The organism is Alkaliphilus peptidifermentans DSM 18978 (genome assembly GCF_900101495.1).
Taxonomy (GTDB): Bacteria; Bacillota; Clostridia; order Peptostreptococcales; family Natronincolaceae; genus Alkaliphilus_C; species Alkaliphilus_C peptidifermentans.
Genome location: NZ_FMUS01000013.1, coordinates 50903 through 66894, shown reverse-complemented (window position 1 = coordinate 66894; position 15992 = coordinate 50903). Strand labels below are relative to the sequence as shown.

Below are 15992 nucleotides of genomic sequence, written 5' to 3'. Positions count from 1 at the left end.
CATTTATAGCTTAATTCAGCTTATGTAAGCCTGTGTCACATAATATTTCCTTTAATCTTTCATTTTGCTCCTCTAATGAGACTTTTTTTATAGTGAAAATTAATTTCAAAAGCTTAAGCACCTGCTCCATTTCTGTCATGGATGGTTCAGTTTTTTCCTCTTGAATTCTGTCCCATATTTGCTTGATTACAGTGTAGGGCTTTATAACCCCTTCGGTGTATTGCTCTTTATCATAGTTTAAATTCCTTGTAGATACAGCTGCTGCCATTGATTTCATTATCAGCTTGCCTTTAGCCTGCTTTATTTCCTCTTTTTCCTTTTCAGCCCTCTCTTCTATAATACTCTTTGCAATACTGGCTGTTTCACCATCGGTTATTGAAATAACAGCTATTTTATCTGTTATGTATTTTATCATTTCCTTTAAAACAGCTCTAGGCCCCAATTCAAAGGCTAAATTTATACCCTGAGTGCGGATATAGATAATTGATTCCACCCATTCTACAGGTGCTGTCATTTGCCTGTAGATATTACCCTTGACATCTGCCTTATTAATATAAGGTTTTGCATCAACATTAGATATGACTGGAATGAGCAAGTCTTTTATTTCAATCCCTTCCAGCAAATCCTTCACTCTTTCAGCAGCTGGCTGCATCAGACAACAGTGAAAGGGTGCACTTACTTTTAATGGTATAACCTTTGCCCCTCTAGCTTTTAAAGCATCTCCCACCTGCTCTATAGCACCCTTATGCCCTGATATCACCAATTGGTTTTTAGAGTTATAGTTAGAAACAACTGCAATATCCTGTTTCTTTGAATACCTTTTACATTCACGTTGAGTCCATTCCAATAACTCTATATCATTTCCAATGATGGCTGACATTGCGCCTATACCTTCCTCAACAGCTTCCTGCATAAATTTCCCTCTACTATGTACAAGCTTAACTGCATCGTAAAACTTAATGGCTCCTGCACAACTCAATGCTGATATTTCTCCAAGGCTATGTCCAGCACAATAAACTGGATTTATACCTATCTCCTGCATATATACTTTATAGGCGGCAATACTTGATGTTAGTACTGCTGGTTGTGCATTTTCAGTTTTTGTCAACTCCTTTGAATCACCTTCAGTGCATAATTTATACAAATCGAATCCCAATGCTTCACTGGCTTCTTCGAATGTATGTTTTACAACATCATACTGCTGGTGGATTTCTTTGCACATTCCAATAAACTGAGACCCTTGTCCAGAAAATAAAAGTGCTGTTCTTAACATCTGGATTCCCTCCAACTAATTAAGTGATTTCTTTTAATTTTATTGCTATCTACAAATGTTTTATTTCAGGTCCTTAGGACGCTTCGCTGTATCCTCCTCATTAATTATAAGGGGATCCTCCTCTTAACAACCTCCTATTGTATAGGACTTATAAACGAACTTTCCTATACAATAAAAAAAGACTCAAGAAAAGTCTTGTTATTTATATATACTTATACTGATTACAATAACTAGCTATATATTATTACATATAATAAAACATAGCTTCGCCCATTCATGTATGAAACAAATAATACACTACTATATCTACATCTACTCTATAATCTCTCGATTAGGCTAACGTGCCTCCACATCGATTAGCTTCCTCGAAATGCTTTTATAATATGTTCAACTATATTTATCATTATAATCTGTTACAATTTTATGATAATCCAGTTGATATTTACTGACAACTACATTAGATGGTAGTCAGAGTATATAATTATGTATCATTTAAGGATATATAATTACCTTTAAGTCCTTTAATAACGGCTTCAACAGTGCAGTTAACATCTAACTTCTTAAAAATAACCTTTTTATGAAATCTGATGGTATCTATACTAACCCCTAGCTCTTTCGATATAGTATATTCAGTCATTCCCTTTGCCATCTTTATAAGTACTTCAAGTTGCCGTCTGGTAAACATGGGTGATTCTTGTTGGCTTGCATCATATATATTTAAACTGTTTATTATTGTGTAATATGTATAAAATTTAATGACATGGGCTATATCTACAATTCTATCAATGTTACTTTTTTGATCTGTAATAAAGTTAAAATATCCTATTTTATTTCCAGTAATATTAAGTGGTACACAATATTCATGCACATTGTTCAGTGTACTGCTATTATGTTCTTCAGGGGCTAACCTAATTGGTGTATTTAAATTCATAGCCATAACAACTGCATTTTTTCCTATAGCTTCTTCCTTAAAAGACATTCCTAATTTAAACCTTCTCATATCTTCTTTATTAGTTTCTTTGAAATCTATAATGCTAATTACTATACCACAGGTTGTCAAAAATAATAATGTGAATTTTTCTTCTGTTACGTTTGAAATCATTTCGCCATACCTTCTCAAAATTTCAATATATTTTTCATGCTTTTCTATTTGTTCCCCAAGCGATTCAACTTCTATTTCGTTACCATTGCAATTACTAGTTTTTTTTATGTCCTGAATAGAATATCTCCTCTCATAATTTGGTCTGTCTTTTTTAAAATCATATAACTCAATAGACATACTCCACCTCCCCTCAATTATTTAATTTAATCAACCTTATTCATAAAATCTTTATACAATTGGTCAATATTATAAATTTTTATACCACTAAAATGAGTCCCTTTAGTACAGCAGACAGATAGTTTATAGTTATTGGATATTTTCAGCTGCTGAAAAAAATATTTTGCATGTTGTTTATTTAGGTAAAAATTTCCTTTATTGTTCCTCCTAACCGTAAAAGAATTAAGTGGAATTGCTAATCCCTCTCCCTCTGCCTTTACAAAGCTTTCCTTCAAGGTCCATAGATCATAAAAGTAAAGTAATCTCTCATTTCCTGTGAAGGAAAACATATCCTTTACCTCCTGTGGCGAAAAAAAACGTCTGGCTATATTATCCTCAATTGATTTTATTTCTTCAACATCAACACCTATTGCTTTTGGTGATATAGCACAAGCTACCCATATACCTGAATGAGAAATACTAAACTGGAAGTTTTCATTATTTAATAAATAGGGTTTACCATACTTGTTTGATTCAAGATATATATCAGAATTTCTCAGCTTTAATTTTTTCATTATAATATTTCGAAGCAGTATATTGGCTGATAGTGATCTTAATGAATCGCCGTAAACCCTAAATTTAAGTATCTTATTTTTTTTTTTTTATCAATAAAATTTAAAAGACTTTCGAACTTTTCTCTCTTAAAATCCTCATTAATCTTCATTACATACACTTCATTCTGCATTTTTCACCCCTCCGAGGCTTAAGATAGCTTGCCCCCAAAACAACTCTATGCAATTATATTATATAAATCAGCAATACTTATCTCTTTAAGAATTAATGCCTTTATGACAGCTTCTACTCTGCTTGTTGCATTTAAGTGTTTGAAAATACTCTGGTTATGATATTTAACTGTAGATAGGGATATTTTTAACTCATGGGATATGCTTTCGTCTGACAGGCCTTCTGCTATTAGTTTTAATACTACATATTGTCTTTCAGTCAAATGTTTGTTCTGTTTCGCATCAATTGAAATGTCACTAACATTAAAATATTCATCCAGCATATTTGTTTGCAACAAATCAACAAATCCCACTACTGCTTTTGTCACAGGATATTTTTCACTCACCACAGAGATGTATCCTTTTTCCAGCTCATTTATTTTTATAGGTACACAGTACTCATACCAATCCTTTAGCTTGTTGCAATAATGAAAACTTGGCAGCATACATATAGCACTTTTAAATTTTTTTGCAAAAACTAAGGCATTTGTTCCTATACTAGATTCGTCAAAGGATATACCTGGGGATATAAAGCTGTTACTCATTCTTTTGCCTTTCCCCTGGCTTTTTATTGTGTCTAAAATATATCCATCTTCATCAAACAGTATAAAATAATATCCACCATTATTAACATTCTTTATAGCATCAATATGCTTGTCCAAGAAATCATTGAACTTTAATATTAGATTGTTATTTTTTTCTTGTCTTACTGCTAAATCATTCTTGGTGAGTTTTATTAACGGTTTTTCTATTTCTTTAGATATTCCGATATTTATACATTTTTCCCATGATTGAAACATTGCCTCATAGAAATATTGTTCATATACCATATTATTTCTCCCTCCTAATGCATAGATTAAGTATATATTCCATTTAATGTAATTTGAACTGTTCTTTAGTCTTATAGCAACCAAAGTGTATTTTGTCGAAGAATGTATTTTTCTGATTAATGATTTTATTGCCAATATTACAAATTTTACCTGTCAGTCATTATACCAGGTTTATTTTATTGTAATATTTTTCCTCATAAGTATAGTTTTTCTAATTATTTTTATATGATATTCTATTTTTAACTTGAATGGGGGGAATTGAATGAGCTGGTATGCTATCTTTGTTAAAACAGGAGAAGAAGATGTTGTAGGACAATATATCCATTATCATTTCCATCAATCTGAGTATAATTTAATTATTCCAAAGAAGAAAATGAATGAAAGAAGAGAAGGTAAGCTTTATAGTGTCGTCAAAACACTTTTTCCTGGATACGTATTTATTAACATTGAAATGAGTGTTAATATGTACTATATAATTAATCAGATACCAAAAGTATATAAAATATTAAATAATTCATGTGAATTCTATTCAAAGATAAATAATGCCGAAATTGAACCTATTTTGAGACTAATCCCAGAAAATAATATTATAGATTATTCTAAAGTATTTATGGAAAATTCAAAAATTCATGTCGAATCAGGCCCTTTGAAAGGATTTGAAGGCTTGATAAAAAAAATAGATAAAAGGAAATCCAGAGCAAAGATAGCATTAAATTTTATGGGTTCAGAAAAATTAGTGGAACTTGGTATTGAGCTAATAACCTTAGCTGACGAAAAAAACAAATACAAATAAAAGATGCTATTGTTTACAAAATATTATTGTCCCTAATAAATGCCAGGGTGTATGTGTCTCTGCATTATTTCTTGAATAGAATAATGCACTTATCTTCACTTCTCTTTCAAATGTAAGTTTTTAAGACAAACATAACTAAAAGAAGTGAGATAAGTGCATATTCACCACAAATGCTTTAAAATAATATACAACTTTTTGATATTTAGGATATCATATGTTTCATAATTTCATTACTTCTCTTAATAAAATTGCTCATGTCTTCAGGTGATAGTGCCCTATGACTAATCATGGCTAAATCATATACCTGTTGTGCAATTAAATTAAGGGTTTCTGTGTCCTCTAATGATTTTTCAATTACATATTGAATTAGTGGATGCTTTTTATTTAACACCAGCGTTTCTTCACTGGGGATTGCTCCCATATTCAAACCACTCATTCCATACATTTTCATCATATCCTGCATTCTTCTGGTATTTTCAGAAAGAATAATCATACCGGCAACATCGTCTGATTTTAAGCTTTCAATTTGAATTTTTATTTCCTCTTTATTTATAGCTTTTTTAAAGACAGACAAAACATTTTCATCTTCTTTTTTATTAGTTTCATCATCTGTTTCTGCATCTTTATCCTTTAGAAGGTCTGCTATATCTGAATCTACCCTTTTAAAGCTAATATTGTCTTTTTTAGACTCAACAAGGGAAATAAAAGGGGAGTCAATGTTATGATCTAATATAACTGCGTCGATGTCGTGTTCTTGCAGCAGCTTAATATATTGTGATTGTTGTACCTTATCTGTTACATAATAAACCTGGTTTTCTAGCTTGCCTTCAAGGTTTGTAAGATATTCTTCTACTGTAACATATTTATCACTAATAGTTTTATATAGTATTATTGTTTCTACTTTTTTATAGAACTTCTCATCCTTTAATGATCCAAACTTAACAAAGGGACTAATGTCACCCCAAAATTTTTCATAGGACTGACGATCAGATTTAAATAGTTGATTAAGTTTATCAGCTACCTTCTTTGTTATGTATTCAGAAATCTTCTTTACAGATCCATCATTTTGTAGAAAGCTTCTTGAAACATTAAGTGGTAAATCAGGACAGTCTATAACTCCCTTTAAAAGCAATAAAAACTCTGGAATCACTTCCTTAATGTTATTAGCTATAAAAACCTGATTATTATAGAGCTTAATTTGCCCTTCCAGGGTATCAAACTCTGTACTTAGCTTAGGGAAGTATAAAATTCCTTTTAAATTGAATGGATAATCCATATTGAGATGTATCCAAAAAAGTGGCTCTTTAAAATCCTTAAAGGTACTATTATAGAATTTTTTATAATCCTCGTCACTACAAGTATTCGGTTGTTTTAAATATAGTGGATCTACGTCATTTAGGGCTTTTGGCTCTTCAACTATTATATTGCCTTCTTCATCTTTTTGGGGCTCTTTATCTGCTACTTCAAGATATATTGGATAAGGCATAAAGGAGCAATATTTTTCGATTGTGGATCTAACAGTGTACTCATTAAGAAAAGATTCTCCTTCCTCCCCCAAGTGAAGAGTTATCTCTGTTCCTCTATTTAATTTCTCACCCTTTTCCATTTCAAATTCAGTACCACCGTCACAGCTCCATTTTACTGGCTCTGATTCATCTCTGTAGGACCGTGTATCTATTTCAACCCTATCAGCCACCATAAAGGCTGAGTAAAAGCCCAAACCAAAGTGTCCAATAATTTGATCTTTATCTCCTTTATCCTTATAGGTGTTAAAGAAATCCTCTGCCCCTGAAAAAGCAATTTGATTAATGTATTTCCTTACTTCATCATCAGTCATACCAATTCCATTATCTTTGAATTTTAATGTTCTGGCTGTGCTATCTAAAATAAGCTTAACGAAAAAATCAGTTTCACCATGTAGGTCCGCTTCGCCAAAGCTCTCCAATCTTTTTACTTTTGTAATAGCATCACAGCTGTTGGATATAAGCTCTCTAATAAAGATGTCGTGATCTGAATAAAGCCACTTCTTAATAATTGGAAATATGTTTTCACTATGAATAGATAAGCTACCTTTTTCTTTACTCATAAAACCGACTCCTTCTCTTTGAATGTTATGTATTAAAATCCCTTTTACAGATTATGATACAATTTTACGCATTTACTGTCAATAAAAAAATTAGCACTCTCCAAGCGAAAGTGCTAAAAATTAAATGCTATATATAATTCATTTTATAAATTACATATTTAATCATCCCATAGGTTACTTCTTTTGGTAATGCTTCTTTTATTGACTTTAACCTACCGACACCATACTCTTTTATATTATTGATTATTTGGTACTCCAACTCTTCAGTCACAACCCCCTCAAAGTAGTTAACTGATAATCCTCTCTTCTTGCACTCCAGCAGATGTCCTTCAATAGTTTCAAGTGTCAGCACTCTTTTATCTCTTATTTCATCAATTGAACTGCCATTTTTATATAGCTCATATGTAACTAATCTTGTATCTTGCTTTTCCTCTTTAGTTTTTACATGTTGTTTTCTAATTGGCTCTGGTTCAATGTTAACTTCAATTTTATTTTCATCGACATAGGCTATAATAGCTGTTAGGAAATCATCTCCATATTTTTCAAGTTTGTTTTCTCCAACCCCTGCTACATTTAAAAACTCAGTTCTGGTTTGTGGATACTTTCTACACATATCATTAAGTGTTGCATCTGTAAAAACCACGAAGGGAGGAACCTTTTGGTCTTGTGCTATCCTCCGTCTTAGGCCTCTTAATATATCAAACAATTGTGAATCACTTTGGGTTAATTGAGCTTTTTCTCTTTGTTGCTTCTTCTGAATTACTCTTTTTATGAAGACCGACTCTTTACCTCTTAAAACACTATAGCTTCGTGGATTTAATACTAAAACTGGGTATTTGTCACCTGTTGATGTTACATAGTTTTCAGCAACTAAATAAGAAATCAATTCTTTAATAGTATCCTTTGGGTATTCCCTCATAATATTATAGGTTGATAATTTATCAAAGCTCAAGTCCCTTATTCTCTTAGTATTTGCTCCGCTTAATACATCCGCAACTAAGCTTAGGCCAAATCCCTCATCCATTCTCTTAATACATGACATAATCTTTTGTGCCTCTATAGTTATATCTGTATGTTCAATATCATTATTACAGCTACTGCAATTATCACAGGTTTCCTTTAGGTCTGTTTCACTAAAGTAATTTAAGATATAATTTCTTAGACAATTATCAGTGTTACAATAATCAATCATTTCCTGCAGCTTTCTGTAATCCTCAGTTTTATCTATGTTGTCACTATTTTGTTCAATTAAAAATTTATTCGTTACAGTATCGGAGCCACTATAGAGAAGTATACACTCTGAATATTCACCATCCCGTCCGGCACGGCCTGCTTCTTGATAGTAGGACTCCATGTTTTTAGGCATATTATAGTGTATCACAAATCGAATATTGGATTTATCTATACCCATACCAAAAGCATTTGTTGCCACCATTATTTGCTTTCCTTCATATATAAAATCCTCTTGGTTTTCTCTTCTATCTTTTTCTAATAGCCCTGCATGATATTTTGTCACACTAAACCCTTTTTTAGTAAGCTTATCGCTGACAGCATCAACAGTTTTACGAGTTAAACAATAGACGATCCCGGATTTTTCCTTATTCTTTTGAAGGTAATCTAATAAAAAGTCCAGTTTTTTATCTGGCTTATTAACCTCAAAGTATAGATTTTCTCTATTAAAGCCAGTTGTTAGCAAAAAGGGATCTTTTAGCTTCAATAGGTTAACTATATCCTCACTAACCCTTGTTGTTGCTGTTGCTGTAAATGCAGCTAATACTGGCCTTTTGGTTAGAGTACTTATCATATCAGCAATTCTTGTATAGCTTGGTCTAAAATCATGTCCCCATTGTGACACGCAATGGGCTTCATCAACTGCAATTAGTGATATATCAAGAGATTGTAAAAGCTCTATAAACTCTTCTGTTTCCAGTCTTTCTGGAGCCACATATATTAGCTTATACGCACCTGATTTAGCATTGTATATAGCCTTCCTTATCTGGGTAATACTAAGAGAGCTATTAATAAAGGCTGCCTTTATTCCCATCTCACGAAGGGTATCCACTTGATCCTTCATCAATGAAATTAAGGGAGAAATAACAATTGCCACACCATCATATATTAGTGCTGGAAGCTGATAGCAAATGGATTTACCTGCACCTGTTGGCATAATACCAAGTACATCCCTTCCCTTAATAATATGTTCTATAATGGCTTCCTGGCCCTTTTTAAAGCTCTCATAACCATAGTATTGTTTTAATAGTGAATATATTTTCTGCTTGTCCATAAAATCCCACTCCCAATCCTTCACCCTCAATTCTCATTTTAACATAAATTTAAATATGTAGTAATTTAATATTACTAGTCTTTAAATTGGCAAGGATTTTTAAACAAACAGGTTTTTAAATATTTATGTAAGGATTCCAAATCTATATATTGTATTCGCTAAATATTCTTTATCTTCATTGATAATGCTGCTGGGAAAATTACATTGGTTAGGGGCATCTGGATAGTCTTGAGTCTCTAAACAAAGTCCAGAATGTCTTCTTGCTATCATTCCTCCATTAATACGAATTTCTTTATTTAAATGATTGCCAGTATAAAATATTACAGTTGGTTGATCTGTCTCAATTTCCATATATCGACCACTTTCTTGATCCTCCAATAGAATAGTTGGCTTAGTGGAAGGATTTAGGATAAATGGATGATCATAGCCCCCATAGCTTCTTAATTCATTATCATTTATATCTTTTCCAACTTTTTTTGATGTTCTAAAGTCAAAAACAGTACCCTTCACATCCCTAATTTCCCCTGTAGGCAGAATCTCTTTGTTAATAACTGCTACTGTATCAGCATTAATAGAAAGGTGATGATCCAATATGTCTCTTTTAACCTCACCTGATAGATTAAAATAGGAGTGATTTGTTAAGTTAACGACTGTCATTCTATCACTTATTCCTCTATAGGACAGCTTTAATTCATTTTTATTATTTAACTCATAGGTTACTGTAACCTTTAGGTTGCCAGGAAATCCCTCTTCCATGTGGGGACTATTATAGTTAAGTATTAAGCTTATACTCTCTTTATCAACCCTTTCAGTAGCCTCCCATATAACTCTTCCAAATCCCTTAACTCCACCATGAATATTATTATTTCCATCATTTTTAGCTAAGTAGTATTTTTCTCCATCTAATAAAAATTCCCCTTTTGAAATTCTTCCTGCTGTCCTTCCGATTACGCAACCAATAGAATCAGGATTTTCTTCATAGTCACTTATTTCACCATAGGATAAAACAATATTTTCATATTTCCCGTCTCTATCTGGAGCAAGTATTTCATAGATTGTTGCTCCAATATTTAAAATACTTATTGTAAAGCCATTGTCGTTTTCTAAAGAATACTTGAAAATATCTTGATTTTTCTTAGTTCTACCAACTAATGTTTTTTCTGATTTCAAGTTTCTCTCCTCCCTTCTTTTTTTTAGTCAGCTATGACCAGCAGGTGAAAAAGAGTAATCACTTATTTACCTTGACCATAATAAGCTTTATTTCCATGCTTTCTTAAATAATGTTTATCTAACAATTCTTCCTTCATTCTATGCTTACAATGATGGTTTTTTATTATATTTGTCTTATAAGCAATTTTTGCAATTTCTTCTAAGACTACAGAATGATATACAGCATCATAAGGTGTCTTACCCCAGGTGAAGGGACCATGTTCCTTAACAAGGACTGCTGGAACCTCCATCGGATTTAATTGCTTAAAGGTTTCGACGATGACTTTACCTGTTTCTCTTTCGTAGTCACCTTGTATCTCACTGGATAACATATCTCTTGTACAGGGAATTGATTTATAAAAATAATCTGCATGGGTGGTGCCCAGGGGCTCTATTGCTTCGCCTGCCTGAGCATAGCTGGTTGCCCATTCTGAATGGGTATGGACAACACCACCAATTTCACTAAAGGCTTTGTACAGCTCTAAATGGGTGGCTGTATCGGAGGAAGGCTTGTATTCGCCCTCAACAATATTCCCTTGAAGGTCTACAACTACCATTTTCTCCAGGGTTAAATCTTCATAATTTATGCCACTCGGCTTAATAACTATTAAACCCTTTTCCCTGTCTATACCGCTTACATTTCCCCATGTATATACAACTAATCCTCTATTTGCCAATTCTAAGTTTGCTTCTAAAACTTCTTTTTTTAGTTTATCTAGCATATAAAACCCCCTATAAACTAAATACTTTCAGCTTTAATCTTTTTAAGTCGCTTCATGACATTGTTTTCACCTCTACCAAAATAGTCATGGAGCTTTTTATATTCATTATATAATTGATTATACACTTCAGCATTTTCCTTAATTGGCTTATAGCTTTCATCCTTTAATCTTGCCATATGTTTGGCTGCCTCTACGATGGAATCATAGCCTCCATTTTCACTTCCTGCAGCTACTGCACCAAACATAGCAGCTCCAAGGGCTGGTGTTTGATCAGATGCAGATAATTTGATTTCCATATTGGTAACATCTGAATAGATTTGCATTAGCATTTTATTCTTTTCAGGTAACCCACCACAGGCGTATAATTCATTAACAGGTACCCCTGCTTCCCTAAAGCCTTCAATAATAATTCTTTTTCCAAAGGCTGTTGCCTCAATTAAGGCTCGATACATTTCCTCAGGTTTTGTTGAAAGTGTCATCCCCAGAAATAAACCAGTTAAATTTGTATCTACTAAAACTGAACGATTTCCATTCCACCAATCCAATGCCAGTAATCCACTTTGCCCTGGCTTTAACTGACTTGCCTTTTCTTCAAGTAATTGATGAATGCTTATGTCTCTTTTTTTAGCATCTTCTACATAATGGCTAGGCACGCAGTTTATTATAAACCATTCAAATATATCTCCAACTGCCGATTGACCAGCTTCGAAGGCATAATAGCCTGCCACAGCGCCATCCTCTACAACACCACACATACCATCAACAATTTTTTCTTCTTCACCCAGTAGAATATCACAGGTGGATGTTCCCATAATCATAAGCATTTTGCCAGGATCAACAACATTAACTGCTGGTGCAGATACATGGGCATCGACATTTCCTACTGAAACCCAGACATCGGTATTTAATCCTAATTTTGTTGCCATGGCTTCAGTCAATGTTCCTGCTTTAGTGCCTATTGGCTTTATTTCGCCCTTTAATTTTTCTTCAACCAGGTTTTCTAATGCAGGATCTAATGCCTTAAAGTAAGCAGGCTCTGGGAATCCCTTTTGCTTATGCCAAATAGCCTTATAACCAGCTGTACAGCTGTTTCTTACAAGGTTGCCTGTAAGCTGCATCGTTACCCAATCGGTGGCCTCCATAAAGATATGGGCCTTTTCATATATTTCAGGAGCTTCATCTAATATCTGCCAAATTTTTGGTATTAACCATTCTGAGGAAATCTTTCCGCCATATCTTTTTAGAAATTCTTCTCCTCTTTCAGATGCTATTGCATTAACCTTATCAGCTTCATCTTGAGCTGCGTGATGCTTCCATAGCTTTATCCATGCATGGGGATTAGTTTTGAACTCCTCCAGCTGACATAGCACCCTTCCATCCTCCGTAACAGGCATCATTGTACAGGCTGTAAAATCGATTCCAAGTCCAATGATATCATTGACGTCAACTCCTGTTTGACTTAATATGGAAGGTATGGTTTTTTCCAGCACTTCTATATAGTCATCCGGATTTTGCAGGGCCCAATCATGTTCTAATTTTATATCAGTTCCTGGTAGCTTTTCATCAATAACTCCATAGGGATAGGAATGAACAGAACTGGCTAAGATTTCACCATTTTCTATATTTACAAGTACTGCCCTCCCTGATTGGGTTCCATAATCAACGCCAATGGTATATTTACTCATCAATTATCACTCTCCCTCATAGTAAATCTATACTTCAACATACTCAATATCCAGGATCTCACATAAGAACTTCCATCTTCTTCTTAAATCGCCAAGGTGTAATACTTGATGATGTGTTCCACCATTTCTTAACCAATTATCATTACATTCATAGACACCTGTAGATGGCTTGAAATGGAAATATGGCATTTCAATAAATGGTACTTCCATTGTTTCTAAGATTTCACCGTAGGATATAACTAATCTATATTTTTCTCCCCATAGAGGTACCAGAGAAACTAAGGTTGCATCACCAGGTTTAGCCATAAACACTGTAGTTGGAGGATTATCCAGATTGCCAATGCCTAATTCTCTATCTCTTAATTCAACTTTTTTTGCTATTTTCCAATTGCCTTCTCCCATATGACTCATTAGCATGGAGTCTTTTTCAAAGTCCATGGCGTACATTTCAGTAAAATGTGCATTTTCTTCCAGTACATGGCCAGCCGCCACCAGAGAGCAAGTGATGCTATCACCTTCTGCTGCATAACCATAGCCTTCAGCCATAAGGTTAGATGCTGCCAGCATAGGTATTTGTTTAAATCGCCCATCTCCTTTAAAAACATTGAAATAGGCTGTGAAACCACTATACCCTTTTTCCAGCATTAATTTTTTAAAGCCTAATTGTAGTCTAACAGCGTATTCATGATTTTCCTTTTTTAATTTAGGATCAATTATAAAATTTTGATAATCAACTTCTATTTGTTTATCTATTTCCTGCTGCGAAATATTTTCCATATTTCTGTAAATCTGACCAATGTCTTCATAACAAACCTGAGGCCCTATTTTTCTTAAAAATGCTGAGTCATCGGTGGTAATATCGCCCATACCTTCCATTCTTCCAAAAATAGCAACCTTCATTTTCTTTAACTCACTGGCAGTTTGTGCTGCCTTCGCCCAATCTACAATATAGTATTTAAATTTTTCAGAGCGCCAATCTCCCGATACAATTGGACAAGTCCTTTTGTAGGTTCTTAAAATTGCATTTGCTGTATCTTGAGCTCCATGAATACCTTGATTGTATGTAAGGTCATCCATATTCCATTCATCAGTAACTGACGGTACTGGTTGGGTATTTGCCAATAATATTGGTAGCTTGTTCATTTGCAGTGCTCTTACAATTCTTTGTCCTGGTCCATAGGTAAGCATAACAATCATAATTCCATCTAAATCATCAGAATTAAACTTTTTAACAATTTCCTCAATATCCTGTCTATTCCTGGCAGCTCTTGGAAAAATCAACTCAACTTCATCGGAAAATTCCTTTACAATTTCTCTTGCATAGTTTTCTTGATGCTTTGTAATTCCTGGAATCATGTCATCGTACAGTTCCTGCATAATTCCCAGTAATCCAATTTGAGGTTTCCCATGCTTCATTGTTCTTTATACCTCCCCATAATAATAAAATTTTTAAAAAGAATTATGAATAAAATGCAACATATGCGCATATGTTTCTGTGTTTCTCTAAATTTGTACGTACATGTTGGGGCAAATTTTTTATACTTTTTTTGTTGACTCTCTAATTACCAATTTTGGTTCCATTTTCTCTTGAATCAACAAGCTTTTGTCATCAATTATTTCTAAAAGAGCATTTGCCGCCCTTTCACCCATAACTGCTTTAGGATGGGCTACTGTTGTTAATTTCACCTCTGCAGTCTGGGCAATGTTGGAGTTATCAAAACTTACAATAGAATAATCATCAGGAACCCTAAGTCCATTGTTTTTCAATATATCTAATATCCTTACTGCAATTTGGTCATTATAGCACACAACTGCACTACAATTATTCAGCCTTCTTAATAAAATGTTAATATAATCCTTATCATTGAAAAAATCATCTCTGTCTTCTGTACTATACCAGATAACACCCTTCTCGGGAATTTCTATATTATATTCCCTAAGACACTTAACAAAGCCTTGATAACGCCGATGTCCCTGCATATCATCACTTTTAAAAATGCCTCCTATTCTTTCGTGACCTTCAAGTACTAAGTGTTTTGTTGCAATATAACCAGCATGAATATCATCTTCGATAATATATGAGGATTTAAAGTCATTGTAATGGCCATTTATAAACATTATTGGAATTCCTCTATTAATAAATTGCTGGTATATATCATTATTGGGATTAGAAAAAACGCTTTTTGTGGGTTCAGTAATTAACCCACAGAGGTTATTGGACAAAAGATTTTTAAGAACCACCCGTTCCTTCTCAATTTTATTATCAGTGTTACCTAAAATAATGCTATACCCTTTTTGTGTAAGGACATTCTCAATGCCTTCAATGATCTCAGGGAAAATATAATCTCCTAAATATGTTGTGACAACTGCAATTAATTTTCCATCTCGTTTTAAATTGGCAGACGGATAGGAGACAAAGGTACCCTTTCCCTGTACCTTATACAACCAGCCTTCATTAACCAATCGGTCAAAGGCTTTTCTAACAGTATGCCTGCTTATATTAAATCTATCCATTAGCTCAAGCTCAGAAAAAATCTTGTCATTAGGCTTTAAATCACCATTTTTTATGTACTCTATTATATAATCTATCAATTTCTTGTATTTTGGTTCGTTTAAATTATCCATGCTTAAATTATTCATAGCCACTCTCCTTATATGTACAACTCAATGATATCATGCGTACATGTTGGTGTAAAGTCAAAATTTACTGAATTTTTCAATTTATTGATTTTCTATTCTAGATAAGTTATTTCAATGGTCCATAGATAAATGACTAGTGGGATATATTTTGTACTATTCTCTATACAGTTTCCATTTCCCTCTAAGAATTGAGTATTTTTTCAATCACTATAATTGAGTTTCTTAGGACACTTCGCTGTATCCTCTTAATTGATCATAAGGTGGAACGCCCCCTTAACAACCTCGAACTTAATAGGAAAGTAGGACTTTCCTATTAAATATAAAAAGCCGCATATAATGCAGCTTGTTATATTTACTTATTGGCGACTCTATCTACGATTCCAGTTTCTATAGGTATCTACTATCTATGGAAGTCACCCATCAAACACCT

The 15992-nt window shown here is 33.4% G+C and carries 13 protein-coding genes; 1 reads left to right on the top strand and 12 read right to left on the bottom strand.

From position 1 onward, the window contains the following. Positions 1-10 precede the first annotated feature (10 nt). From fabD to BLP68_RS10730, 5 genes are all read right to left on the bottom strand, one after another. Positions 11-1273 carry an ACP S-malonyltransferase gene (fabD, locus tag BLP68_RS10745; RefSeq protein WP_091543300.1) on the bottom strand — a complete coding sequence of 421 codons (1263 nt, stop codon included), beginning with the start codon at positions 1271-1273 and terminating at the stop codon, positions 11-13. A 481-nt stretch (positions 1274-1754) separates the two neighbouring features. Next, positions 1755-2552, bottom strand: a complete 798-nt coding sequence (locus BLP68_RS10740) for a helix-turn-helix transcriptional regulator (RefSeq protein WP_091543299.1) — start codon at positions 2550-2552, stop codon at positions 1755-1757. A gap of 26 nt (positions 2553-2578) precedes the next feature. After that, positions 2579-3178: a 4'-phosphopantetheinyl transferase family protein gene (locus BLP68_RS10735; RefSeq protein WP_408606033.1), complete on the bottom strand. Its 600-nt coding sequence runs from the start codon at positions 3176-3178 to the stop codon at positions 2579-2581. Further along, positions 3145-3276, bottom strand: coding sequence for a hypothetical protein (locus BLP68_RS22265; protein WP_278278217.1), 132 nt, complete (start codon positions 3274-3276; stop codon positions 3145-3147). Before BLP68_RS22265 ends, BLP68_RS10735 begins: the two co-directional genes overlap by 34 nt. A 45-nt stretch (positions 3277-3321) precedes the next feature. Beyond that, positions 3322-4143, bottom strand: coding sequence for a response regulator transcription factor (locus tag BLP68_RS10730; protein WP_091543295.1), 822 nt, complete (start codon positions 4141-4143; stop codon positions 3322-3324). A 262-nt stretch (positions 4144-4405) separates the two neighbouring features. On the opposite strand from BLP68_RS10730, the gene loaP reads away from it, so the two are divergent. Then, positions 4406-4936: an antiterminator LoaP gene (gene loaP, locus BLP68_RS10725; protein WP_091543294.1), complete on the top strand. Its 531-nt coding sequence runs from the start codon at positions 4406-4408 to the stop codon at positions 4934-4936. 202 nt (positions 4937-5138) lie between these two features. Here loaP and htpG read toward each other — a convergent pair whose 3' ends face one another. The 7 genes from htpG to BLP68_RS10690 form a co-directional block, all read right to left on the bottom strand. Continuing rightward, positions 5139-7022: a molecular chaperone HtpG gene (htpG, locus tag BLP68_RS10720; RefSeq protein ID WP_091543292.1), complete on the bottom strand. Its 1884-nt coding sequence runs from the start codon at positions 7020-7022 to the stop codon at positions 5139-5141. Positions 7023-7149: 127 nt separating this feature from the next. Next, positions 7150-9306: a DNA helicase RecQ gene (recQ, locus tag BLP68_RS10715; protein WP_091543290.1), complete on the bottom strand. Its 2157-nt coding sequence runs from the start codon at positions 9304-9306 to the stop codon at positions 7150-7152. A 123-nt stretch (positions 9307-9429) separates the two neighbouring features. Next, positions 9430-10476, bottom strand: coding sequence for an aldose epimerase family protein (locus BLP68_RS10710; RefSeq protein WP_091543288.1), 1047 nt, complete (start codon positions 10474-10476; stop codon positions 9430-9432). Between the two features lie 62 nt (positions 10477-10538). Continuing rightward, entirely contained in the window at positions 10539-11237 is a 699-nt protein-coding gene (locus tag BLP68_RS10705) for an L-ribulose-5-phosphate 4-epimerase (protein WP_091543286.1), read from the bottom strand. 17 nt (positions 11238-11254) lie between these two features. Further along, entirely contained in the window at positions 11255-12922 is a 1668-nt protein-coding gene (locus BLP68_RS10700; RefSeq protein ID WP_091543284.1) for a ribulokinase, read from the bottom strand. 27 nt (positions 12923-12949) lie between these two features. Beyond that, a complete protein-coding gene (locus BLP68_RS10695) occupies positions 12950-14338 on the bottom strand; it encodes an L-fucose/L-arabinose isomerase family protein (RefSeq protein WP_091543282.1) in 1389 nt (462 codons plus the stop codon). 120 nt (positions 14339-14458) lie between these two features. Further along, the gene (locus tag BLP68_RS10690) at positions 14459-15562 is read right to left on the bottom strand and encodes a GntR family transcriptional regulator (protein ID WP_091543280.1); all 1104 of its coding nucleotides are present in this window, start codon (positions 15560-15562) and stop codon (positions 14459-14461) included. Between the last annotated feature and the right edge of the window lie 430 nt (positions 15563-15992).

Excerpts from the sequence above, each read along its gene's own strand:
- BLP68_RS22265 (WP_278278217.1), bottom strand. The coding sequence starts at position 3,276 with ATGCAGAATGAAGTGTATGTAATGAAGATTAATGAGGATTTTAAGAGA.
- fabD (WP_091543300.1), bottom strand. The coding sequence starts at position 1,273 with ATGTTAAGAACAGCACTTTTATTTTCTGGACAAGGGTCTCAGTTTATT.
- BLP68_RS10705 (WP_091543286.1), bottom strand. The coding sequence starts at position 11,237 with ATGCTAGATAAACTAAAAAAAGAAGTTTTAGAAGCAAACTTAGAATTG.
- BLP68_RS10700 (WP_091543284.1), bottom strand. The coding sequence starts at position 12,922 with ATGAGTAAATATACCATTGGCGTTGATTATGGAACCCAATCAGGGAGG.
- BLP68_RS10730 (WP_091543295.1), bottom strand. The coding sequence starts at position 4,143 with ATGGTATATGAACAATATTTCTATGAGGCAATGTTTCAATCATGGGAA.
- loaP (WP_091543294.1), top strand. The coding sequence starts at position 4,406 with ATGAGCTGGTATGCTATCTTTGTTAAAACAGGAGAAGAAGATGTTGTA.
- htpG (WP_091543292.1), bottom strand. The coding sequence starts at position 7,022 with ATGAGTAAAGAAAAAGGTAGCTTATCTATTCATAGTGAAAACATATTT.
- recQ (WP_091543290.1), bottom strand. The coding sequence starts at position 9,306 with ATGGACAAGCAGAAAATATATTCACTATTAAAACAATACTATGGTTAT.
- BLP68_RS10690 (WP_091543280.1), bottom strand. The coding sequence starts at position 15,562 with ATGAATAATTTAAGCATGGATAATTTAAACGAACCAAAATACAAGAAA.
- BLP68_RS10695 (WP_091543282.1), bottom strand. The coding sequence starts at position 14,338 with ATGAAGCATGGGAAACCTCAAATTGGATTACTGGGAATTATGCAGGAA.
- BLP68_RS10740 (WP_091543299.1), bottom strand. The coding sequence starts at position 2,552 with ATGTCTATTGAGTTATATGATTTTAAAAAAGACAGACCAAATTATGAG.